General features: G+C 56.7%; 20 protein-coding genes, 1 tRNA gene and 1 pseudogene. 14 read left to right on the forward strand and 8 right to left on the reverse strand.

Features of this window, described 5'->3' with window-relative positions; genetic code table 11:
• Window positions 1–28 precede the first annotated feature (28 nt).
• Window positions 29–217 carry a hypothetical protein gene (locus tag ACKZ62_RS13170; RefSeq protein ID WP_032885243.1) on the forward strand — a complete coding sequence of 63 codons (189 nt, stop codon included), beginning with the start codon at window positions 29–31 and terminating at the stop codon, window positions 215–217.
• A 30-nt stretch (window positions 218–247) separates the two neighbouring features.
• Here the strand turns inward: ACKZ62_RS13170 and ACKZ62_RS13175 are convergent, their stop codons facing one another.
• Entirely contained in the window at window positions 248–628 is a 381-nt protein-coding gene (locus tag ACKZ62_RS13175) for a hypothetical protein (RefSeq protein WP_032885241.1), read from the reverse strand.
• A 237-nt stretch (window positions 629–865) separates the two neighbouring features.
• On the opposite strand from ACKZ62_RS13175, the gene pvdQ reads away from it, so the two are divergent.
• The 5 genes and pseudogenes from pvdQ to ACKZ62_RS13200 form a co-directional block, all read left to right on the forward strand.
• Window positions 866–3,154, forward strand: a complete 2,289-nt coding sequence (gene pvdQ / locus ACKZ62_RS13180) for a bifunctional acylase PvdQ (protein WP_447096799.1) — start codon at window positions 866–868, stop codon at window positions 3,152–3,154.
• Window positions 3,155–3,366: 212 nt separating this feature from the next.
• Window positions 3,367–3,440, forward strand: a tRNA-Cys gene (locus ACKZ62_RS13185).
• 259 nt (window positions 3,441–3,699) lie between these two features.
• The gene (locus ACKZ62_RS13190; protein WP_447096800.1) at window positions 3,700–4,368 is read left to right on the forward strand and encodes a hypothetical protein; all 669 of its coding nucleotides are present in this window, start codon (window positions 3,700–3,702) and stop codon (window positions 4,366–4,368) included.
• Window positions 4,369–4,642: 274 nt separating this feature from the next.
• On the forward strand, window positions 4,643–5,836 hold the full coding sequence (locus ACKZ62_RS13195; RefSeq protein WP_447096801.1) for a hypothetical protein: 1,194 nt from the start codon (window positions 4,643–4,645) through the stop codon (window positions 5,834–5,836).
• A 146-nt stretch (window positions 5,837–5,982) separates the two neighbouring features.
• A pseudogene (locus tag ACKZ62_RS13200) lies at window positions 5,983–6,645 on the forward strand (DinB/UmuC family translesion DNA polymerase); the annotation flags it as partial.
• A 52-nt stretch (window positions 6,646–6,697) separates the two neighbouring features.
• On the opposite strand, the gene ACKZ62_RS13205 reads toward ACKZ62_RS13200, so the two are convergent.
• From ACKZ62_RS13205 to ACKZ62_RS13215, 3 genes are all read right to left on the reverse strand, one after another.
• Entirely contained in the window at window positions 6,698–7,273 is a 576-nt protein-coding gene (locus tag ACKZ62_RS13205; RefSeq protein WP_447096802.1) for a DUF4238 domain-containing protein, read from the reverse strand.
• A gap of 14 nt (window positions 7,274–7,287) precedes the next feature.
• Window positions 7,288–7,812 (reverse strand): DUF4238 domain-containing protein, encoded by a 525-nt coding sequence (locus ACKZ62_RS13210; RefSeq protein WP_447096803.1) that lies wholly within the window; start codon window positions 7,810–7,812, stop codon window positions 7,288–7,290.
• Between the two features lie 249 nt (window positions 7,813–8,061).
• Window positions 8,062–9,105 carry a hypothetical protein gene (locus tag ACKZ62_RS13215; RefSeq protein WP_447096804.1) on the reverse strand — a complete coding sequence of 348 codons (1,044 nt, stop codon included), beginning with the start codon at window positions 9,103–9,105 and terminating at the stop codon, window positions 8,062–8,064.
• Window positions 9,106–9,496: 391 nt separating this feature from the next.
• Here ACKZ62_RS13215 and ACKZ62_RS13220 point away from each other — a divergent pair, with 391 nt between their 5' ends.
• The gene (locus ACKZ62_RS13220) at window positions 9,497–9,703 is read left to right on the forward strand and encodes a hypothetical protein (RefSeq protein WP_447096805.1); all 207 of its coding nucleotides are present in this window, start codon (window positions 9,497–9,499) and stop codon (window positions 9,701–9,703) included.
• 1 nt (window position 9,704) lies between these two features.
• Here ACKZ62_RS13220 and ACKZ62_RS13225 read toward each other — a convergent pair whose 3' ends face one another.
• Entirely contained in the window at window positions 9,705–9,950 is a 246-nt protein-coding gene (locus ACKZ62_RS13225; protein ID WP_032885235.1) for a hypothetical protein, read from the reverse strand.
• Entirely contained in the window at window positions 9,951–10,487 is a 537-nt protein-coding gene (locus ACKZ62_RS13230; protein ID WP_122680931.1) for a GNAT family N-acetyltransferase, read from the reverse strand.
• Between the two features lie 153 nt (window positions 10,488–10,640).
• On the opposite strand from ACKZ62_RS13230, the gene ACKZ62_RS13235 reads away from it, so the two are divergent.
• The 4 genes from ACKZ62_RS13235 (at window position 10,641) to treS (ending at window position 15,211) form a co-directional block, all read left to right on the forward strand.
• Window positions 10,641–10,808: a hypothetical protein gene (locus ACKZ62_RS13235; RefSeq protein ID WP_447096806.1), complete on the forward strand. Its 168-nt coding sequence runs from the start codon at window positions 10,641–10,643 to the stop codon at window positions 10,806–10,808.
• A gap of 257 nt (window positions 10,809–11,065) precedes the next feature.
• On the forward strand, window positions 11,066–11,674 hold the full coding sequence (locus ACKZ62_RS13240) for a LysE family translocator (RefSeq protein WP_095184677.1): 609 nt from the start codon (window positions 11,066–11,068) through the stop codon (window positions 11,672–11,674).
• Window positions 11,675–12,016: 342 nt separating this feature from the next.
• Window positions 12,017–12,997 (forward strand): transcriptional regulator SouR, encoded by a 981-nt coding sequence (locus tag ACKZ62_RS13245; RefSeq protein WP_050442807.1) that lies wholly within the window; start codon window positions 12,017–12,019, stop codon window positions 12,995–12,997.
• Between the two features lie 150 nt (window positions 12,998–13,147).
• Window positions 13,148–15,211: a maltose alpha-D-glucosyltransferase gene (treS, locus tag ACKZ62_RS13250; RefSeq protein ID WP_122680932.1), complete on the forward strand. Its 2,064-nt coding sequence runs from the start codon at window positions 13,148–13,150 to the stop codon at window positions 15,209–15,211.
• Between the two features lie 167 nt (window positions 15,212–15,378).
• Here the strand turns inward: treS and ACKZ62_RS13255 are convergent, their stop codons facing one another.
• Together ACKZ62_RS13255 and baeS are read right to left on the reverse strand one after the other, a co-directional pair.
• Window positions 15,379–16,074: a response regulator gene (locus ACKZ62_RS13255; RefSeq protein ID WP_447096807.1), complete on the reverse strand. Its 696-nt coding sequence runs from the start codon at window positions 16,072–16,074 to the stop codon at window positions 15,379–15,381.
• Between the two features lie 3 nt (window positions 16,075–16,077).
• On the reverse strand, window positions 16,078–17,463 hold the full coding sequence (gene baeS / locus ACKZ62_RS13260) for a sensor histidine kinase efflux regulator BaeS (protein ID WP_447096808.1): 1,386 nt from the start codon (window positions 17,461–17,463) through the stop codon (window positions 16,078–16,080).
• A 147-nt stretch (window positions 17,464–17,610) separates the two neighbouring features.
• Here baeS and ACKZ62_RS13265 point away from each other — a divergent pair, with 147 nt between their 5' ends.
• From ACKZ62_RS13265 to ACKZ62_RS13275, 3 genes are read left to right on the forward strand one after another with little or no spacing between them, the layout of a single operon-like run.
• On the forward strand, window positions 17,611–18,780 hold the full coding sequence (locus tag ACKZ62_RS13265) for an efflux RND transporter periplasmic adaptor subunit (protein ID WP_447096809.1): 1,170 nt from the start codon (window positions 17,611–17,613) through the stop codon (window positions 18,778–18,780).
• A gap of 2 nt (window positions 18,781–18,782) precedes the next feature.
• Complete coding sequence (locus ACKZ62_RS13270) at window positions 18,783–21,896, forward strand: efflux RND transporter permease subunit (RefSeq protein WP_447096810.1); 3,114 nt, start codon at window positions 18,783–18,785, stop codon at window positions 21,894–21,896.
• Complete coding sequence (locus ACKZ62_RS13275; protein ID WP_447096811.1) at window positions 21,893–23,278, forward strand: efflux transporter outer membrane subunit; 1,386 nt, start codon at window positions 21,893–21,895, stop codon at window positions 23,276–23,278. Before ACKZ62_RS13270 ends, ACKZ62_RS13275 begins: the two co-directional genes overlap by 4 nt.
• Window positions 23,279–23,284: the final 6 nt, after the last annotated feature.

Consider the following 23,284-nt stretch of genomic DNA (forward strand, 5'->3'; position numbering starts at 1 on the left):
ATACACTCTTCAAGTTCAGGAACTTGTCATGACCCAAAAGCAACGTTTGAAATATTCACTTCTGATTGCCCTGGCTGTATTGGGGACGATGTTTGGCCTGTCCTACTTGCAGAACACCGGGGTCATCAGTGAGAAAACGTTCCAGACCATCGCCATTGCCGTCGCGGTGATCGTGGTGGTGATCAACGGCGTCATGCGTCGCAAGGTCAAGCTCTGAGCGTGAAGGCATGGGCATGAAGCTCTGACCTCAGGCGCGTCCTTCGAGCACCTTGGCAGCCTCTTCGTGGAGGCTGTAACTCTTATCGGCATTGAGGGTGATCACGCCCTCGCTGCACAGGCGCTTGAGCACTTCGCGCACGCTGAGAAACGACAGCGGGATGCCAAGGTTCAGCAAGTGGCTGTGCACGCCGCGCACCCCGAGGGTGCGCTGGCTGTCGGCAGCCGTGAGCAGGGCGTCGATGACCTTCAGCCGAATCAGGCTGGTGCGCAAACCGAAACACTTAAGTAAGTGGCGAATACGCTGGTTGCCATGCTGTTCGGGCGCTTTGCCGAACACTTGCGTGCCGCCGCCAAAGTTGGCGTCGGCAACCGATGAATGTCCGTCCGTGGGCACTTGCGGGTTGTACATGCAAAAAACTCCTTATCAGAGCCTGATCAGGAAAATGATGGCGCTCTTACTAATAAGACGAACGAGCGAGCGAAATCATGAAGTGTTGGATGTAGAAATTTCGTCAGTGTCGGTTTTGTCACAACCAACGTCCTTCAGATAAAGCGGCCGCGTCGCTAAATTTCTCCCGGTTTTGTGCGTTCTTACGGTGGGGTAACTGCCCCCGGTGAGGGTGTTCAATTTGACTGTGGAGTCTGCGTGATTATTTCCAACGGGTTGTCCAGGATGGGTGTGGCAGGGCTATTGCTGGGGTTGAGCCTGGCCGCATCGGCGCGCGAGCAGGTGGCGCAGGCATCGGCAGATATCCGCCGTACCAGTTATGGGGTGCCGCATATTCGTGCCAACGATGAGCGTGGCCTCGGGTTCGGCATTGGTTATGCCTATGCCCAGGACAACCTGTGCCTGCTGGCCAATGAGGTGGTCACGGTAAATGGCGAGCGGGCAAAGTTTTTCGGCCCCGATCAGTCAACCCTGGAAGAGCGCAACAATCTGGCCAGTGATGTGTTTTTTTCCTGGCTGAATACGCCAGAGACGGTGGCGGCCTTTTGGACAGACCAGAGCCCCGAGATAAAAGACCGTATCGAAGGTTACGTCGCTGGCTACAACCGTTACTTGAAAGAGCAGGGCGCTCCCGCGCAGTGCCAGGCGGCATGGGTACGCCCGTTGGTCGCTGAAGACGTGGTGAAATTGACCCGCAGGCTGCTGGTGGAAGGCGGTGTCGGCCAATTCGCCGAAGCGCTGGTTGGCGCGGCGCCGCCTCAAGCCACTGCCAGCGTGCAGCCCAACGCCAGGGCGTTTGAGTTGGCTGCGGCCAACCAGCAGCGTTTCACCCTTGATCGTGGCAGCAACGCGGTGGCTGTGGGCCGTGAGCGCTCGTTCAATGGGCGTGGGATGTTGCTGGCCAACCCGCACTTTCCGTGGGTGGGTGGCATGCGCTTCTATGAGATGCACCTGACCATTCCAGGCCAATTGGATGTGATGGGCGCCGCGTTGCCGGGCTTGCCAGTGGTCAACATTGGCTTTAACCAGCATGTGGCATGGACCCATACGGTCGACACGTCCAAGCATTTCACCTTGTACCGCCTCACCCTGGATCCGAAGGACTCGACGCGCTACATGCTCGATGGCAAGTCCGTCCCCCTGGAAAAAACCTCGGTAACGGTGCAGGTCAAGCAAGCGGACGGCAGTGTTAAACCCGTGGTTCATCCGGTCTATAGCTCTCAGTTCGGCCCCGTCGTGCAATGGCCTGGCAAACTGGACTGGGACAGCCATTACGCGTTCAGCCTGCGCGACGCCAACCTTGGCAACGATCGCGTCCTGCAACAGTGGTACGCGATGAACCGCGCCGGCAGCCTCAACGAGCTGCAAACTTCGGTGCACACCCTGCAAGGCATCCCATGGGTCAACACCCTGGCCGCCGACGATCAGGGTCAGAGCCTGTACATGAATCTCTCGGTGGTGCCCAACGTCAGCGCGGCCAAGCTTGCCCAGTGCAGCGATCCACGTGCCGGCCTGCAAATGATCATGCTCGACGGCGCCCACAGCGCCTGCGCCTGGGACGTCGACCCACGCTCAGCCCAGCCCGGCATCTTTCCGGCTGACCAACTGCCGCAACTGGAGCGCACTGACTATGTGCAGCACTCCAACGATTCGGCCTGGATGGTCAACCCCAAGGCGCCGCTGGCAGGTTTCTCACCGGTGATCAGCCAGGACAACATCGGCCTGGGCCCGCGAGCGCGGTTTGCTTTGCAGCGCCTGCAATCCCTGGATAAGCAACCGATCAGCGTTGCCGACCTGCAAAACATGGTAATGGACAACGAGGTGTACCTGGCCGGCCAGGTCATGCCGGATTTGCTGGCGTTCTGCGCCAAACACCTCGGCACCGATGCGGCGGCACTGAAGCCGCTGTGCACCAGCCTCAAAGACTGGGACCGGCACGCCAACCTCGACAGCGGCCTGGGTCTGGTGCATTTCATCAACCTGGTGGAACAGCTGGAGCAAATCCCTGATGCCTGGCGAGTTGCCTTCGACCGGGCCCAACCCCTGACCACACCGCGCGGCCTGGCCATCGACCGTGCACCGGTCGCCAAGGCCCTGCGCGAAGCCATGTTGGCCTCTGCCGCAGACGTCGCCAAGCTCGGCCTCAAGCCCGGCATTAAATGGGGCGATGTCCAAGTCTCCGGCCAAACCCCGATCCACGGCGGCCCGCAGGAACTGGGGATCTACAACGCCATGCAAACCGTGCCCCGTGCCGATGGCAAGCGCGAAGTAGTCAGCGGCAGCAGCTACCTGCAAATCGTCACCTTCGACGACCAAGGCCCACACGCCCAGGGCGTACTGGCGTTCTCCCTGTCCAGCAACCCCGCATCGAAATACGCCAAGGACCAGACCCAAGCGTTCTCCGAGAAAAAACTGCGCTCACTGCCGTTCACCGACGCCCAGATCAAGGCCGACCCGCAATACCAGTCGCAGCGCATCAAGGAGTAGGGCAGGCACGCAACCCCTTGATGCCAATGCGAAATATTTTTGAAATCAAGGGGTTGCAGGCATTGGCAAATGAGTACATAATGGCGCCCATCGAACGCAACGAAGCATTAAAAACTTCAATGTATTCAATGAGTTAGAGTAGAGGCATGGCTTTGTAGCCCACTCAAGTTTTTATGCGGTGAATGTCAGCAACCAGGGCATTGATCGTTTGAGGCCGAGTAGCAAAATGGTTATGCAGTGGATTGCAAATCCACCTACGCCGGTTCGATTCCGACCTCGGCCTCCACTCTTGAAAACCCCGTAGATCAATGATCTACGGGGTTTTTTATTGCCCTCAGGAAAGTGAAGTGTTCCGCAATTTTCAGTAGGTGTTCCGCAACTGCGAACGATGGGGCACCTGTGATCAGAGTAATGTCAGGCCGCAATCGGCCATTGTGCCCTCGGTACCAGCTCAATTTACCGAAATCGCTCGTCCAGATGGTGAACACCTACTCAATCGATTCTGTCATGGCATACTGCCCTGATCCCACAGACTCGGCTAGAACATGGACATTGATGGTTTCGCGCAGTGCCTCACATATATCCAAGCTACGACAGTGAAAACTTCGGCGGATAAGTTTTTACCTCTGGCGGGTGCGATTGTCGGCGCTGGTCTGGCTTTTGGTCTGAATTACTTCTCGACAGCACGTAAAGAGGCAAAGACGAAGGTTGCGAAGAAGAATTGTTGCGAAGAGGATATTAACGAGCTCATGCACATATGTAAGCATGCGCTGGGAAGCCTCCTTGAAATATGCGAAACAATAGCCACGAAAAATCGTCCAACTGGACACAACCTGCTCTCGGCAGTGAGTTTGCCGCTATTGGATAAATATTATCCTGAAATAGCCCACACATTCAGCGTCGATCAGCGGTACTGGATCAAACTTATTTTTAGACATGTAGACGACATAAACAAGGATCTCGAACTGCTGATAAAAAAGGAAGCAGAAACTTCATTATTTAGGATTTCCTTATTGGTGATCAACTTGGAGATCTGCCTGCTTGAAGTTTACAAGCGCTGCTACTGCATAATGAATGATAATAAATTCGAATTTTCAGAGCATGACGAGGCTCTTGCCGAGCTAGGCATGGCTCAAGAACGAATAGCGTGGTTAAGCATGTTGAAGTCAAACGCGGAGAAAGCAAACTCGGTTTTAAGCCTGCCTAATACATAGCATGTGGAGCAACTGAGCTTAATAAGTTTGTATGGCGATTATGCGAGCTTTTTATTTTCGATTAAATTCTGGCCTTGGAAACACACCTGGAGGACACAAATTGGTTCTGCTTCTCGGCCTCGATCAACACCCCATTCCAGCGGTCTTTCGACCCGAAGCGGGTCATCACGACAGGCTACTATCGGCCAACAGCGGACTCTGGCAAACGGCATTTATCAGCCAAAAACAGATAACATGCTTCGGCTTAATGTTGTCAAAGGAATGAGGGTGTTTCATGTTAGATAGTATCTTATTCAAAAACTCCGGCAGACATGACCAAATTATCGATATCGGGGCGCTTGCTGAAAGCTTAATTTTCTACGGGAAAGTTAGGATCTTAGGTGACGCCGGAGTCGTGCAGTATCTTGTAAGAAAAATCCCCCCATTAATTCTTGTAGAGCTAATAGAGTCTGGGCGCATTGAATTCCATTACATTCATGAATCTCTAGGGGTGAGAACTAAAAAAACCTACCTAGGCGAGGTTCATGATCTAATTAAGTTTACTTTAGCTGGCATCTCGTACGAAGACAAAGCAATACAAGTTTTTAGACAAGCCGCGCGCTCCCCACAAGCGCGGCTTGCGGGATATAAATTCGGTAGAATAATTAAAAAGTTTGAGCATGATAGCTTTAGGCAGGAGTCTGTGATTCAGGCCCTTGCAGAAAGTAGCAGCGCGGAGTCTGCCGTCGAGACTATGATTCGTAACCTTGCTCCGGAATACCAGCAGGCCCAGGATTTTCGGTTTAAAATCAACTTACAGCACTCAAATGCTTTCACTGTCGACACAAACATTGATTTTGGAAAAGTTAATCTTTCGTATAATTTGAGAACGCCGTCGAGTCATTCAACTTTAACTTCGGCACTCATTGTCGGCCGGCTTCAAGACGCCTATTCATCAGCGTTTTATGGCGCCGCTTTCAACTCAGAAGTGTCCACTGGTACTCTAGAGGCAGTCCTTGGTCTTCAAGCACTAGAAGGTGTTTTAAGTCGAAGTGCTGCTGGAGAGCAAAATGTAGGTCAGTTTGTAGAGCTGACGCTTGAAAATACATATGCCATTCGAGAGGCAGTTAACAGTGGCAGAGTTACGTTCCATGAAGTATTAAGTTTGCTGGAAGCCGCAGATAAATTTAGGCAGTGGGTGGCAGGTGTTCCGGACGACAAGGATTTGAAGAGAGCATATTACCAAGAGGTTGTTAAGGATTCGAAGTTTGAAAAGCTGCCAGTTAAAACTTCCAGATGGGTTTGTTTCACTGCTGCTGGGCTGGGTATTGATTTGCTCGGTGCCGGAGGGTTCGGGACTGCTGCAGGTGTGGCGCTAGGAGCTGCTGACACGTTCCTACTTGATAGATGGGTTGCGGGGTGGAAGCCAAATCACTTTGTCGAAGGCGATTTCAAGAAGCTATTTGCAGATAAGCATTTTCCAAAATAGAACCCGTATGAGCATCTTGAGCAATCGGCATTTAGTTGCTGGGGACGCGCTTGGTCTGACCTGGGAGTACGGATCTGCTCATTGTCGATCAAGGGGACAAGTGTCCGCATTTAGCCTGAATCGGCCTATAGCGAATGTCAGCTTTTGTGGACCTTGCGAATGCCGATCCGTGGACGCTCCGTTAGAAGTTCAGCATCGTGATCGAGAAGACGGCCAGGGAGTTGGGCGGCACGCCTTGTCTGGATCTGGATGAACAGGATCCGCCAAAGCAGGAGATCTGCTGCAGTCGCATGTTTGGCAGGCGGTTAACGGAGCTGCCGCCCATCAAGGAGGCGGTGGCCACCTACATGATGCGAGCCTCCGAGAAGCTCAGGGCTCAGCACTCGCTCTGCAAGAAAGTGCGCGTGTCCATCCGCACTGGCATGTTCAATCCAGAAGAGGCGAAGTACGCCAACGGGGTCGTGGTTGATATGCCGTATCCCACTGACGACGTGCGACTGCTCACTCAAGCGGCCGTACGTGCGCTTGAGCGCATATTTCAACAAGGCTTCAAGTACAGCAAGGCCGAAGTAATGCTGCTCAACCTGTGCCAGCAAGGCGAGTATACCGATGATCTGTTCGCAACCTCACAGCCAGAGGAAGCCACCAGGGTGATGACGGTCTTGGATCAGATCAATGGGAGGTGGGGGACAGGGACGCTGCGGTCAGCCAGCGTACCTACCAATCCTGAGTGGGGGATGAGGCGTGAGTTGATGAGTAAGAGCTACACAACAAAACTTGAAGATCTGTGGAAGATTTCATGCGTGTGATCGGACTTCGTTGGGCCAATAATTTTTTACCAGCGAGCTGCATATGTCCTTATCACTGAGATGCCATATATTCAAAAAAGTTTTGCTTGTTACCAGCTTCAACGCTTTCCTGCCATTGCCTATCCCACGTTACTAATACTGGGTCGCGAAGCAAGCCAGGGTGACGAAGGTGGCCGCTATTACATAAAAATCTCAGTTCGTCGGAAGCTGAAAGCTTCTTTAGAAAAGAAAGCCTAAGTCCAGTTTTTGGCCGAATTCCTTCGTGTATGAGCATGTCGGAATGTTCGTGCTCCGTTCTATTTCCAGGTAACGTATGGAGCTTGCCGGTATTTGTAATGCGAAATTTTATTCCGCGCTTTATTTCTTTTAAATTTATTCGATCGCTGTTGAGGAAGTAAATATTTTCTTCGGTGTTTGCTAGCATCAGAATATTAATCTGATCCATGTCATTTTGTTCTGTAATCTGAACTGTTTGATCTCGTCGCCCACCCACTTTATAGACGCTGGCATCATAGAATATAATAGAGATTTTTGGAGAGATCGGGAAGAAAATTTGTAATCCTTTAGAGGCCGTCCCTATTCCCTGATAAGACTGGCATGCTTCCAAAGCCTGATTATAGAAAACCACAGGATTATCAGATGTTACAAATTCAGCACCTTTTTTGCGAGCAGCAATTTAAATGACAAATCCATGGCAAAGTGTAGAGATTGATTTGCTGCTTTTAATGCATGTATTGCCGGATCATTAACTTGAATTGAGATCTTGTCAAAAATATCTTTAGGGACGTCAGGGTTGTATAAAAGAACTTTTTTAGTCATCGCCACAAGCATCTCATTGATCGCCCTGGCAGCATAAAGAGTTCGATTACGCTGAAAGATTAAAAATGTTAGAAATTTTCCGTAATCAGAACTTTCCGCCTGAGGTGGTTTTAGCTCTCTTCGAACATGACGAAATAATTCAGCTGCTTGTCCTTCAATTAACCCAAGTGCTTTTTCCAGTCCGTCGTCTACGCCATAAAGATAATCACGATAGCAATGGGATTTAAGCTTTCCGTCACGAATGACAATATCTCTGCTCAAATTAAAAATATTTATTGTCTTTTCGTTAGCTGAAAAGTTTTTAAGGTATGCCCTTGGAACGTAATGGTGTTTTTTATTGGAAGGCATAGATAAACACGGCTCCTTGATTATTGACACGTTTGAGGCGGTTTCGCACCAAGTGCTGAGTGGCTGTCGGCTCTGTTTAGAGAGTTTCTGAAGGTGTATAAATTAAGGTTCTAAGGGCAGCCATACTCATCCATCAACCCCTATCCCAACCAACTCACCCACATTCGTCGCTTATGCTGAAACTTCGAATAGTCTAGGCGTGCTATTTAAAGCTGTGATTATGTAAATAGCACACCCCTTGAGCCCAAATTAGCCAGAGACCCAGTTTATCATTCTGGACTCGACTGTATCCCAAGATTGTTCAGAGTTGTATGCGAATCCTTCTTCAATTACCTGTCTGTGCGGATTTATATTTGAAAAGTTTCCATTTATGTCGATGTGCGGTATTTCGTATTTGTGAATCATTTCAATGAGGTCATTATTTCCCGAAAAGTGAAATATTGTTAAAAGATAGCTCTTTATGCAGCGATACGTCGCGATAGCTTGTATCGTAGTAGTGCCTAAGCTCTTTTGGCATATCTCCTCATTAATATCTTTGTCGATAGCTATAAGCGTCTTGCTAATCTTCGGTAATTCGTTGAGTATTTCTTTTATACCCAGTTTTCGAGCGATCCAATAGGCCTCCTCTGAGGCTTTGAAGTAGTGATCGAACGTATTGGCTGGCTCAGAATCCAGAATGACGGCGTTCAGTGACTTTCTAATTGAGTTTAAATATGCGATGAACAAAAAAGACAGATCCAGGTCTAATTCTGGAGTTCCATCTTCAGCATTGCCCTTAAACATTAGTCCGTGCAGTCTTGGATTGATCAAGTATTGAACCTCTAGTGACTCTAGAAAAACAACTGTACCAATTTTGTCGAAGTATGCGAAAAACTCTTTTCTATGCGAGTAAAATGCATCAAGATTATTTTTGTGTTTGGCTATCTGGATTTGTTCCGCAGTCTGTTCAGTGGAATGGAACCTAGCAATCACAACTCCCAAAGGTATTGCTAAAGTTAAAAGTGCAAGGGGGAGCGAGCTGATGCTTATGAAGGTTTTAAATCCCTCGGCTGTAATCGATATTTGGTAACCCTGCCAGCTAACAATTCCAAAAGCAAAAAAGTATAAAGTTGGAGTAAGTATGCTGAGCCAAAAAAGCCCTTGGTTTGCTAATCCTACGCTTGGTCGTAATATGAATGCTTTAAAAGGTGATTTACGGTAAGCCTTTTGGCTTCCAAATACGATTGCCATAATTATTATACTTGCCGCTAGAGGGCCAATTACCAAAAGCAATAGTTGAAAAATGTTGTCCATTTTTTCCTTATCCTAAAAACTAAATCTGCCATTTTCAAAAAAACCGTTAGGTACGCACCCAAAGGCTTGATAGGACGTGCCTGAGGGCTATCGGACTGTAGGTGATGAAGCATAGAAAATCCATTCCGCAACCGAATTAGAACCTACCGATTTCAGAGGACTGCAGAGAGGTGGAAATTTGGGCGGTGCGGAATTAATGTTAATCTAACCCATTGAAAATATTCAGTATATTGGTGGATTGCAAATCCACCTACGCCGGTTCGATTCCGACCTCGGCCTCCACTCTTGAAAACCCCGTAGATTAACGTCTACGGGGTTTTTTATTGTCTGGTGAAAAGTTGGAGTCGTTCACTCGGTTAAAATCATTCTTTGCCCAGTCAGGAGTCTTCTTATGAAATGGATCAGATACTTCAACAGCGCCGCTGAGCGATACGGCAGCAGATTTTCAAACCTGCAAATCCGCCTCTTGGCTGCATTCCTGCTGGTCGTTCACTGTTTGATGCTTTGGGCTATTCCCAGCTACACCTCGACGTTTCTCGGCGCGTTTGCAGCCACGCTTGGCGCGCTGACGGTGTTCCGGCGAGACCCGCCGCGTTGATTCACGACCGGTTGATGCGCAGCCCCTTAACCTCATCCGCATACGCCGCTAGTTTTGCCTGTTGATTTGCCAGCAGCGCGCACATTCTCATCAATGCTGCCGCCTCATCCGGCGTTCTGCCTTTGGACGCCAGGGTGGTCAACTCCATGACTGACCATCCAATAACAGCCGCGGCATCTTCAAGGTCGTAGAACAATTCCTGCTGGGCGGTTCTGGGCCCGTCGAGGCCCTGTATCAAGTCTTCCATTTATTTCTCCGTTTGGTGCCGATTCAGCTCAAGGCCCATGACTACCATCCCGACTTCCGCCAAATCCGTATCGAATGGGATTTCACCGATCTGCCGGAACCCAAACGCTTCGTAAAACCGTCGGGCGTTTGAATTGCTCTTGAGCACATCCAGCCACAGTAAGTGCTCTCCACGCTGCACTGCCTGATCGCAGATAAACTGCAAAAGTTGCTTGCCGTAGCCAAGTCCGGCAGCGGTTTTGAGGAAATAGATTTTTTGCAGTTCTGCGCCAAGCTCACCAGTGATTGGCGTTGGTGTCGACCAGTTGACCTTGGAAAACCCAATGGGTGTGCCCCGTTCATCTGAGGCGATAAGCCATGACTGACGCTTGGGCAGGTCGAGTGATCGGCTCAACGCGTCGCGTGAGAAATCCTGATCCAGGAAATCCCGCATGCCATCAGGGGACCACAGGGTCGAGAAATGCTGTTGATAGGTCTCGCAGCCCAATGCTCGTAGGCTATCGAGATCGGCTTCAGTCGCTGCACGAATATTGATCATCTAAATCGCCCCGGTTAACTCAAACCCACTGCTCATACGTGTATCCACTACAACACAAACCCTACCAAGACGTTACACGAAAGCCGTGACGGACTTCATTTACAGCGGTCTTACTTTACGTACATCAAACCTTGTAAAGCAGAGAGCGTTGTCATGAAGTTGAATTACCTTACCAAGGCGGCTGTTGTTGTCGCGCTGTTGTCCTCCTTGTCGGGCTGCTGGATGTTTATGCCACCGGGCGGTGGTGGCGGCGGCGGCCATGGCGGTGGTGGTCATGGTCAAGGCGGCGGCCCTGGCGGCGGCGGTGGTGGTCAGCGTTAACCGTTAGTCAACGAGAGCAGGTCATGAACAATGACCTGCCTTTTTTTTGCCTGGGATAAATCGCGGACAAAGAAAAGCCCGCAATGGGGAGTGCGGGCTAAAAGGGATGTTCATTAGGAGCTGGGTCTACCCTATTCGGTCGTCTGTGAAAGGTTTGTGAAAAGTGTACGCCTCAATCCGCGCATGGCTGTATGGGGCAGTGGAGGCCATAACCCACTACTGTCGCCTGCATACAACCCCTGTTTGGATGCTGTCTCATGTTCATGTCCACCAGCTTGCTCTCAGCCTTTGTGCTGTTCGCTTTCGTGTCCTCGATCACCCCTGGGCCCAATAACACCATGTTGCTCGCCTCGGGGGTTAACTTCGGGTTTCGCCGCTCGATGCCCCATGCGCTGGGGATCAGTATCGGCTTCATGCTGCTGGTGATTTCGGTCGGCCTGGGATTGGGCGAAGTGTTCAAGGTGTTTCCTTGGGCCTACACCGTATTGCGCTATGTCGGCGCCGCGTACCTGTTGTACCTGGCGTGGAAGATTGCGACGGCAGGCGGCATGTCCGACAGCAGTGACGAACACGGCAAGCCCATGACATTCCTCGGCGCCGCTGCGTTTCAGTGGGTGAACCCCAAGGCGTGGATCATGGCGCTGGGAGCCATCACCACGTACACGCCGGCCGAGGGTTATGTCACCAACGTGCTGGTGATTGCGTTGGTGTTTGCGGTAGTGAACCTGCCCAGCGTGTGCGTGTGGGTGGGCTGTGGTAGCGGCCTGCGCAATGTGTTGCGTGAGCCGCGTTGGCTGAGGCTGTTCAACTGGTCCATGGCCGCGTTGCTGGTGCTGTCGCTGTACCCGATGTTGTTTGCCAGTTAAGCGCTAGACCGGTGAGATCGTCGCCAGCAAGCCGATGCCGATGGTCAGCACTAAAAAACCGAACAGGAAAATCGCCATCTTGGTCATAAGGCCTCCGAAGGGAAGGGAATAAGGATTGGGGGTATTGTCCGCCTTGAGCGCATTTCAATACAGGCGCAGATAACAAAGAAAAAACCGTATCAGATGGGCCTTGTACTGTTCTGCCACGGGCTTCCGGGGCCTGTGCTTTTTACAAGATCAGCGCCTGAGACAGCCAACGCATTTCCCCCTAAGATGGCGCCCACGGCATCAACAATAACAGTGGGCCAACCCTCGATGGAAAGACGTCAATTCAGCGGCGGCATGAAAGGCAAGAACCTGCGCTACCTCAATGAAACCCCACAACCGGCATCGGTCACCCGTGTCGGCTTCCTGTTGCTCGAACACTTCTCCCTGCCGGCATTCACTCAGACCCTCGACACCTTCGTCACCGCTAACCTGCTGCGTCCCGATCTGTTCGCTTCGCGCACGTTTGGTTGGGGCGACGGCGAAGTGATCAGCGACCTGGGCCTGGTCATCCGCCCCGATGCGTGCCTTGATGCTGCTGCGCTGCATGACTTGGAGTTGCTGGTGATCTGCGGCGGTTTTCGCACTGAACTCAAGGCCGGCGAGGATTTCATCCAACTGCTGCGCAGCGCTGGCGAGCGCGGCGTGCACCTCGCGGGGTTGTGGAACGGCGCTTGGTTTCTTGGTCGCGCAGGGCTGTTGCAGGGCTACCGTTGCGCCATCCACCCCGAACACCGCCCGGCGCTGGCGGAAGTGTCCAAAGCCACCGACGTCACCAGTGAACCCTACGTGATCGACCGCGACCGCCTGACCGCCTCCAGCCCTTCAGGCGCTTTCCATATGGCCCTGGACTGGATCAAGAGCCTGCATGGCAAAGCACTGGTCGAAGGTATCGAGGACATCCTGGCGTTTGAGGAGTCCCGCTACCGGCGTATCAAACCCACTGAAAACGTCAGCGTCAGCGCGCCGTTGCGTGAAGTGGTAAAGCTGATGGACGCCAACCTTGAAGAGCCTTTGGAACTGGACCAGCTCGCCGTCTACGCGGGTCGTTCCCGCCGCCAGCTTGAGCGGTTGTTCAAGGAACAGCTGGGCACCACGCCGCAGCGCTACTACATGGAATTGCGAGTGACGGAAGCGCGTCGGTTGTTGCAGCACACCGAGTTGTCACAGGTGGAAGTGCTGGTGGCGTGCGGATTTGTGTCGCCGAGCCATTTCAGCAAGTGCTACAGCTCGTATTTCGGCTATCGCCCCTCGAAGGAGAAGCGGTTGGTCAAATAGCCGACGCCGATCCGTTGTGGGAGCGGCCGCTCTGTTCAGAATCGATCCTGTCGATCCACGGCGTAATGACGGCCATTGCAATGCAACGAATGGACTCCGTACCCCTCATATGTCTACGAGTAACGTTTCACGACGACAGGTACCGAGCTTATGACCGCTGCTGAAAACAACCATGTGAACTGGCTGGTAGAACAATCGATGCTGCATGCGGCCCGCCAGCGCGCCAAGCTCTATTCGGGGCAGGGCCGGTTGTGGCAGCAGCCCTTTGCACAGACACGGCCGCGGGACGCCACGGCGCTCTCGTCAGTGTGGTTCACCGCCTATCCGGCCTCGATCGTGACCCGCGAGGGCGGTACGGTGCTGGAGGCGCTGGGGGATGAAACCCTATGGCATACCCTGTCGAAGATCGGCATCCAAGGCATTCATAACGGCCCGCTGAAAAAGTCCGGTGGCCTGAGCGGCACACGGCACACGCCGACCATCGACGGCAACTTCGACCGCATCAGCTTCGAGATCGACCCGCAGCTGGGCACTGAGGCGCAGTTGCAGGCGTTGACGCGCATGGCGGCGGCGCACAACGCGGTGATCATTGACGATGTGATCCCGTCCCACACCGGCAAGGGCGCGGATTTCCGCCTGGCCGAAATGGCGTACGAGGATTACCCCGGCCTCTACCACATGGTGGAAATTCGTGAGGAAGACTGGCCGTTGCTGCCCGACGTGGCCGAGGGCCGCGATGCGCAGAACCTTAGCCCGCTGCAAGTGGACGCCCTGCGCGACAAGCACTACATCGTCGGCCAGTTGCAGCGGGTGATCTTCTTTGAGCCTGGCGTGAAGGAAACCGACTGGAGCACCACGCCCGTGGTCATCGGCGTGGATGGCAAGCCGCGTCGCTGGGTGTACCTGCATTACTTCAAGGAAGGTCAGCCGTCACTCAACTGGCTGGACCCGACCTTCGCCGCGCAGCAGATGATCATCGGCGACGCCCTGCACGCCATCGACGTGATGGGTGCCAAGATCCTGCGCCTGGACGCCAACGGCTTCCTTGGTGTGGAACGAAAGCTCGATGGCACGGCCTGGTCGGAGAGCCATCCCCTGTCGATCACCGGCAACCAACTGCTCGGCGGGGCGATTCGCAAGGCGGGAGGGTTCAGTTTTCAGGAGCTGAACCTCACTGTCGACGATATCGCCTCCATGTCCCACGGCGGCGCCGACCTGTCCTATGACTTCATCACCCGTCCCGCGTACCAGCATGCACTGCTGATGGGCGATGCCGAGTTCCTGCGCCTGATGCTGCGTGAAATGCACCGTCAGGGCATCGACCCTGGCTCGCTGATCCATGCCTTGCAGAATCACGACGAATTGACCCTTGAACTGGTGCATTTCTGGACCCTGCACGCCAACGACAGCTTCCTCTACCAGGGCCAGACCTTCCCCGGCAATATCCTGCGCGAGCACATTCGCGAACAGATGTACGAACGCCTGACGGGCGAGCATGCGCCGTACAACCTTAAGTTCGTCACCAATGGCGTGTCCTGCACCACGGCGAGCATCATCACGGCGGCGCTGGGCATTCGTGACCTGGACGCGATTACGCCTGCGGATATCGAACAGATCCGCCAGATCCATTTACTGCTGGTGATGTACAACGCCATGCAGCCAGGGGTGTTTGCCTTGTCCGGCTGGGATTTGGTCGGGGCGCTGCCGTTGGCGGCCGACGACGTTGAGCACTTGATGCAGGACGGCGACACCCGCTGGATTCATCGCGGTGCCTACGACCTGGTAGACCTGAACCCGGACGCCGAACTGTCTGCCGGCCAGATGCCGCGCTCGAAAAGCCTGTACGGCAGCCTGAACAGCCAGTTGCTGGACCCCGAATCATTTGCCTCGCAGCTGCAAAAAATCTTAGCCGTACGCCGCGCCTACGACATCGCCGCCAGCCGTCAGATCCTGGTGCCAGACGTGGAAAACCCGGCGCTGCTGATCATGGTTCACGACTTGCCGGCCGGGAAGGGCACGCAAATCACCGCGCTGAACTTCGGCGCTACGCCGATCACCGAAACCCTCAACCTGCCGGGTATCGCGGCGGGGATGGTGGTGGACATCATCAACGAACGGGTTGAAGGGGATCTGACGGCGGAGGGTGAATTCACCATTACCCTGGATGCGTACGAGGGCCTGGCGTTGCGGGTTATCGGCAGCACGCCGATGTAACCCCAATCCTCCAAGCACCGAAGCACCAAATGTGGGAGGGGCGGTGCGACGATTCGACTTGCCCCCGATAGCAGTGGGTCAGTTAATAAATCAGTGACTGACACACCGCTATCCGGGGCAAGTCGAATCGTCGCACCGTCCCTCCCACATTTGAACCCGCAGTGTTTTCAGGCATGTGGCCGCTTTTCAGCCAACTGAAACCGATACCCCACCCCATACAACGACTCAATCGGCGTTTCCCCAGGGCACACCTGTTCCAGCTTTCGCCGCAGGTTGCGGATATGGCTGTCCACCGTGCGGTCGGTCACCACGCGGTGGTCGGAATAGATGTGATCCAACAATTGGTCGCGGGAAAATACGCGGCCGGCGGCGCGGGCGAAGGTGTTGAGCAGGCGCAATTCAAGGGGCGTGAGGTCCAGCGTGATGCCGTCCAGCGAGGCCTGGTAGCGAGCCTCGTCGATCATCAGGCGTGGCGCGCTGGTGTCCAGCAACTGCGGGCTGCGGCGCAGGATGGCCTTGACCCGGGCCACCACTTCACGGGGGCTGAAGGGCTTGCAGATGTAATCGTCGGCGCCCAGTTCCAGGCCGAGCAGGCGGTCCACTTCTTCGACGCGGGCGGTGATCATGATGATCGGCACCGCGCTGAAACCACGCAGGTCCTGGCACAGCTGCATGCCGTCACGGCCGGGCAGCATCAGGTCGAGCAGGACCAATCTGGGTTCGTGGGCGCGCACGGCGGGCACCACGTGCAGGCCATTGTCCAGGCACAGGGTGGTGTAGCCGGCTGCCTCGAGGTAGTCCCGCATCAGGGCGGCGAGCTTGGGTTCGTCTTCGACGATCAGGATCGGCTGTTCATCGTTCATGGTTCACAGGCTCCGGGGCAGGCGCAGGATCAGCCACAGGCCGCCATAGGGCGAGTGGTCGGCAACCAGGCTGCCATCGTGGGCGTTGGCGATGCTGCGGCAGATTGCCAGGCCCAGGCCAGCGCCGCCATGCTCGCGATTGCGCGATGACTCGCCGCGATAGAACCGCTCGAACAAGCGCGGCAACTGGGTTGCGGATACGCCCGGCCCGGAGTCGAGAAAGTCGATACGCACCGTGTCGCGGTCGACACCGACACTGATGCGCAACGTGCCGTTGACGTCGGTGTAGCGCACGGCATTTTCCAGCAGGTTGGAAAACAATTGCTGCAAGCGACTGGCATCCGCCAGCAACTCCACGGGCTGGCGCGGCAACTCCAGGTCGATCTGCAACTGGCGGGCGGTGAAGCGGTCCCGGTACATCGCCAGGCTGTTTTCGAGCAGGTCGTTAAGCAGGCATGGGGCCTTGCGGTAGGTCAGGGCACCTACGTCCGCCAGTGACAGTTCATAGAGGTCATCCACCAGCTTGCTGAGCATGCTGACTTCGCCTTGCAGCGACTTCATTGAGCTTTGGTCAAGGCTGCGCACACCGTCCTCGATCGCCTCCAGTTCGCCACGCAGTACCGACAGCGGGGTGCGCAGTTCATGGGAGACATCGGCCATAAATTCTCGGCGCATTTTCTCGTTGCGCTCCAGGGTGTAGGCCAATTGGTTGAAGTCGCGGGACAGTTGGCCGACTTCGTCGTCGGAAGCCACGGCCACGCGACTGCTGTAGTCGCCGCTGGCCAGACGGTGGGTGGCGGCGGCCACGCGCTTGACCGGCTCCAGCAGTGTGCGGGCGATCCACCAGGCTATCAGCATCGCCAGCAGCAACGAGAACACGCCCATCACCAGGCTGGTGCGCAGTTGGTACTGCTGGAAGCGTTCGCCGCCGGCTTCGGTCACGCTCTGGAATGGCGTGACGGCCAGCCAGCCGACGGTTTCACTGTTCACCACCACGGGCTGTACCAGCGCATCTTCGCCAATGGCTGGGTAACCGGTGACGCGTTTCTTGTCTTTATCGAGGAGGGCGATGCGAAACAGTGCACCGGTCAAGTCCGAGGCCAGCGGGGGGCGCAAATCATCCGTCGCACGCGCGGCATCCGGGTCGGGCCGCATGACGTCAAACCAGCGATCCGGCCGATTGCGCAGAAAGTCCCAATTGCCCTCACGTTGGTAAGCCGTGGCCAGGCGCGGCACCACCTGGGCCATGCGCTCCATTGCCTGCTCATTGATAAAGCCCAGGAACCCCCGACCAAAACTCCAACTGGTGGCCAGGCCCATGCTCAGGATGACCAGCAACACACCGGCCAGCACCGCGACAAACAACTTGGTGGAGATACTCAACTTCATGAATGGGGGCCGTAACAAAAGGGACGCGTCCATTTAGGCCCCCACGGACGAAAGATTCAACCCAGGTCGGCAATCTTCAATTTTCCTGCACATTTGCCTTGCAGCATGAGGGTAAGGCTTGCACTACCCCGTCTTGCAGAGGCAACTATGTCGACCAAATTCTTCGCCAAATACCTGGTAACCGCCGCGGTTCTCCTGTCCCTCATCATTCTGGTGCTGCTCGGCGGCTGCTCGGCTGGCGACCCCGCGCCCGAAGTCGCTGCCCCCAAAGTCTCGGTGATCACCGTGGAACCCAAGAGCCAGGTGCGGACCACTGAACTGGCCGGGCGTACCCAGGCCTTTATGGTCGCCGAGATTCGCCCGCAGGTCGGCGGGATCGTGCAACAGCGCCTGTTTGTCGAAGGCGCCGAGGTGAACGCCGGGCAGGCGCTGTACCAACTGGATGCGGCACCGTACAAGGCGGCGCTGGCTGAGGCCCAGGCGAGCCTGGCCAAGGCGCGCGCCACGTTGAAGTCGGCACAGACCACCGCCGCGCGTAACGCCCAGTTGGTGAAGATCGACGCCATCAGCCAGCAAACCAACGAGGACTCACAGGCCACCCTGCTGACCGCCGCCGCTGACGTGCAGGTGGCCCAGGCCGACCTCGACACCGCCCGCATCAACCTGGCCTATACCCGCATCACGTCGCCGGTCGCGGGGCGCATCGAAACGTCTACCGTGACACCCGGTGCGCTGGTGGTGGCCAACCAGGACACCGCACTCACGACCGTGCAGCAACTCGACCCGATCTATGTGGATGTGACCCAGTCCACCACAGAATTGCTGGCCCTCAAGCGCGACCTGGCTAGTGGCGTGTTGCAGGCCAACGCTGACGGCGAGGCCCGCATCAGCCTCAAGCTGGATGACGGCAGCGCCTACAACCACGACGGCCGTCTCAAGTTCAGCGGGGTCAGCGTCAACCAGGGCACCGGCACCGTGACCTTGCGCGCGGTATTCGACAACCCGGAGCATTTGCTGATGCCCGGCATGTACGTGCGCGGCGTGTTGGAGCAGGCCCGCGATGACCAGGCGATCCTGATCCCGCAAAAAGCCGTGAGCCGCAGCGCCAGCGGCGTGACCTCGGTGTTGCTGGTGGTTGACGGCAAGGTCGAGCAACGCGTGCTCACCGTTGACCGCGCCGTGGGCAACCAGTGGTGGGTGACCGCCGGTTTGAAGGCCGGTGACCAGGTGATCGTCGAGGGTGGGCAAAAAGTCCGCATCGGCGCCGTGGTCCAAACCCAGGCAGCAGATGCCGGCGCCCTGGCGCAGGAGGGTTGAACATGGCGCGTTTCTTTATTGATCGACCGATTTTCGCCTGGGTCATCGCCATCGTCATCATGCTCGGCGGTGCGTTATCCATCAGCCAGTTGCCGCTGGAGCAGTACCCGGACATCGCGCCGCCCACCGTGCGTATTTCCGCCACCTACACCGGCGCGTCGGCCAAGACCGTCGAAGACTCGGTGACCCAGGTCATCGAGCAGCAAATGAAAGGCCTGGACAACCTGACCTACATGTCCGCCTCCAGCAGTTCGGCGGGCAGCGCCAGTATCAGCCTGACCTTTGGCGCCGGCACCGACCCGGATGTGGCGCAGATGCAGGTGCAGAACAAGCTGCAACAGGCCGAGTCGCGCTTGCCGCAGTCGGTGCAGAGCGAAGGCTTGACCGTGACCAAGGGCGGTTCGGACTTTTTGATGATTGCCGCCCTGGCCTCGGATAATCCCAGCGTCACCGGGACCCAGATTGGTGACTACATCTCCAGCACCTTGCTCGATTCCATCAGCCGTATCGACGGCGTGGGCGACGTACAGACCCTCGGTTCTGGCTACGCCATGCGCATCTGGCTAAACCCGGCGCTACTGGAAAAATACGCGCTGATGCCGTCGGATGTGAGCTCTGCGCTGGAGGCGCAAAACACCGAAGTGTCAGCCGGCCAACTCGGCGCACTGCCGGCGGTGAAGGGGCAGCAACTCAATGCCACCATCAGCGCGCGCAGCAAACTGCAAACGGCCGAAGCGTTCCGCAACGTGGTGATCAAGTCCAGCAGCGACGGCGCGGTAGTACTGCTCGGCGACGTGGCGACAGTGGAGTTGGGCAGCGAAAGCTATGACATCAACTCGGCCCTCAACGGCAAGCCGGCCGCCGCCATGGGCGTGCAACTGGCGGCGGGCGCCAATGCGCTGGACGTGGGCGAGGCAGTCAAGGCCAAGCTCAAGGAGCTGGCGCCGTTTTACCCCACTGAAATGCAATTGAAGAACGTGATCGCCTACGACACCACGCCCTTTGTGAGCCTGTCCATCGAGGAAGTGGTCAAGTCCCTGGGCGAGGCCATCGTGCTGGTGGTGCTGATCATGTTCCTGTTCCTGCAAAACCTGCGCGCTACGCTGATCCCGGCGATCACGGTGCCGGTGGTTCTGTTGGGCACGTTTGGCGTGTTGGCGTTGTTCGGGTACTCGATCAATACCCTGACCATGTTTGCCATGGTCCTGGCCATTGGGTTGCTGGTCGACGATGCGATTGTGGTGGTGGAAAACGTCGAACGGGTGATGGCCGAGCAGGGCTTGTCGGCCCTGGCGGCCACGCGGCAATCGATGGATGAAATTACCAGCGCACTGGTCGGCATCGCCCTGGTGTTGAGTGCGGTGTTTATTCCCATGGCGTTTTTTGGGGGTTCCACCGGGATTATCTATCGGCAGTTTTCGGTGACCATCGTCTCGGCCATGGTGCTTTCGGTGGTGGTCGCAATGACCCTCACGCCAGCACTGTGCGCCACGCTGCTCAAGCCAGGGCACGCCGTTCAACGGGGCTTTTTCGGCTGGTTCAATCGTTCCTTTGATCGTTGCTCCCGCGCGTATGAAGCGTTGGTTGGCGGTGTCCTGAAACGCTCACGCCGCAGCCTGGTGGTGTACGCGCTGATCGCCGCAGCCATGGCAGCGGGTTACGCCAGCTTGCCCACCTCGTTCCTGCCGGATGAGGACCAGGGCATTCTCATGGCGCAAATCCAGCTGCCGGTGGGGGCCACCGACAGCCGTACCCAGGCGGTGTTGCACCAGTTCGAGCAGTACATGCTCAAGCAGCCGGAAGTCGAGGCGATGATCAGCATCAGCGGGCTGGGCATGGGCGGCAACAGCCAGAACACCGCGCGCGCGTTTATTCGCTTGAAGGACTGGAGTGAGCGCTCAGACGATGCCGCTACGATTGCCCAACGCGCCACGTTGGCACTGGCAAGCATTGGCGATGCCGATGTGTTCGTGATGCAACCGCCCGCCGTGCGCGGCCTGGGCCAGAGTTCAGGGTTTGATTTGCAGCTCAAGGACCTCGCCGGTCTTGGCCACGATGCGTTGGTGGCGGCGCGCGAGCAGTTTATTGCGCTGGCCAGGCAAGACCCGCGCCTGCTGGGCGTACGCAGCAATGGCCTGGACGACGCACCGCAACTCAAAATCAGCATCGATGACCGCAAGGCGGGGGCCTTGAGCCTGAGCACCAGCGACATCAACAGCACCCTGTCCACGGCGTTGGGCGGCACGTATGTGAACGACTTCCTCAACCAGGGCCGCGTGAAGAAGGTCTACGTGCAGGGCGACGCCAGCACCCGCATGCAAGCGGCCGATCTGGATCACTGGTTCGTGCGCAACAGCAACGGTGAAATGGTGCCGTTTTCGTCATTTGCCAGCAGTGCCTGGAGCTATGGCTCGCCTTTGCTGGAGCGCTACAACGGCACATCTTCCCTGGAGGTGGTCGGCGACCCGGCGCCCGGCGTGAGCTCCGGCGCTGCGATGGACGCGGTGGAAGCGATTGCTCGGCAACTGCCCGATGGCATCGGCTACGAGTGGACCGGCCAGTCCTACCAACTGCGTCTTTCCGGCTCCCAGGCGCCGTTGCTGTATGCGGTGTCCATCCTGTTTGTGTTCCTGTGCCTGGCCGCGCTGTACGAGAGCTGGTCGGTGCCGTTCTCGGTGATTCTGGTGGTGCCGCTGGGCATCGTCGGCGCGGTGTTGGCCACGCGATTGACCGGGTTGAGCAATGACGTGTACTTCCAGGTTGGCCTGCTGACCACCGTTGGGCTGGCGGCTAAAAACGCGATCCTGATCGTCGAATTTGCCAAGCACCTGCAAGAGCAGGGCAACAGCCTGCGCGAGGCGACGCTGATTGCCGTGCGCCAGCGCTTGCGGCCGATCCTGATGACCTCGCTGGCCTTCATGTTCGGCGTGCTGCCCCTGGCCGTGAGCAGTGGCGCAGGTTCCGCCGGGCGTCGCGCCATCGGTACCGGTGTGCTGGGCGGCATGTTCAGCGCCACGGTGCTGGGGATCTTCTTTGTACCGCTGTTTTTTGTGTTGATCCGCCGCCGCTTTGGCCGTGTCAGCACGACGCCCACTGTCGAAAAAGGTGACGCATGATCCGCTTTCTCTGGCCGTTAGTGGCCGCCTTGGTCCTGAGCGGCTGCATCAACCTGGCGCCGCAGTATCAACAGCCTGAAGCCCCGGTGCCTGGCGAATGGCAAGCGGGCGTGCAGGGTGAGGTGCCGGCCGACATCCAGTGGCAGCAGTTCTTTACCGACCGCCGCCTGGCACACCTGCAAACCCTGGCGCTGGCCAATAACCGCGACCTGCGCCTGGCCAGCCTGAATATCGAGAAGGCCCAGGCGCAATACCGCATCCAGCGCGCCGCGGCGTTCCCGACCATCGACGCCAGCGTCAGCGGTACTCACAGCCGCACGCCGGGTTCGCTGTCCAGCAGCGGCACGGCCGTCACCAGCCACGACTACAGTGCCCAACTGGGGCTGAGCAGCTATGAAGTCGACGTGTTCGGCCGCGTGCAGAACCTGCAGGACGAAGCGCTGGAAGACTACCTGGCGCTGACCGAAACCCGGCGCAGCACGCAAATCAGCCTGGTGGCCGAAGTGGCCACCGCCTGGCTGACCCTGGCCGCCGACAATGAGCACCTGCACCTGGCCGAGGAGATCCTGGCCAGTCAGCAATCCACCTACGAACTGACCCAGCGCAGCCACGCCCTGGGTGGTTCCACGGCGTTGGCTGTGGCCCAGGCGCAAACCACCGTCGAGTCAGCGCGGGTCGATGTGGCCGAGTATCAGAGCCAGATTCTCCAGGATCGCAACGCCTTGCGCCTGCTGGTTGGCAGCGACATTCCCGACGCCCTGCTGCCCGACACCCATCTGCAATCGGCGGCGGCGTTGGTGCAGGTGCCGGCCGAACTGCCGTCGAGCCTGTTGCAGCGACGCCCCGATGTCCTCGCTGCGGAGCACAGCCTCAAGTCCGCGAACATCGACATTGGCGCGGCCCGCGCGGCGTTTTTCCCCAGCATCAGCCTCACCGCGAATGCGGGCTCCGCCAGTTCGTCACTGTCCAGCCTGTTCAAGGCCGGCAGCGGCGCCTGGACCTTCGCCCCGAGCATCAGCCTGCCGATCTTCGATGCCGGCAGCAACCGCGCGACCCTGGATGCGGCCAAGGTCGAGAAAGAGATCCAGGTGCAGACCTACCAGCAAACCCTGCAAACCGCATTCAAGGAAGTCGCCGATGCCCTGGCCGTGCGCAGCACCCTGGACCAACGCCTCACCGCCCAGCAAGCGCTGACCGATGCCAGCCAGAAGAGCTACGACCTGTCCGACGCGCTCTACCGCGCCGGCTCGCAAAGCTACCTCGAAGCCCTGGACTCCCAGCGATCGCTGTACAGCGCCCAGCAGGACCTGATCACCCTGCGCCTGGCGGAGCAGAGTAATCGGGTGAGTTTATATAAGGTGATGGGGGGAGGGTGGCAGTAGGTTAAG

This window comes from Pseudomonas sivasensis (genome assembly GCF_052938085.1).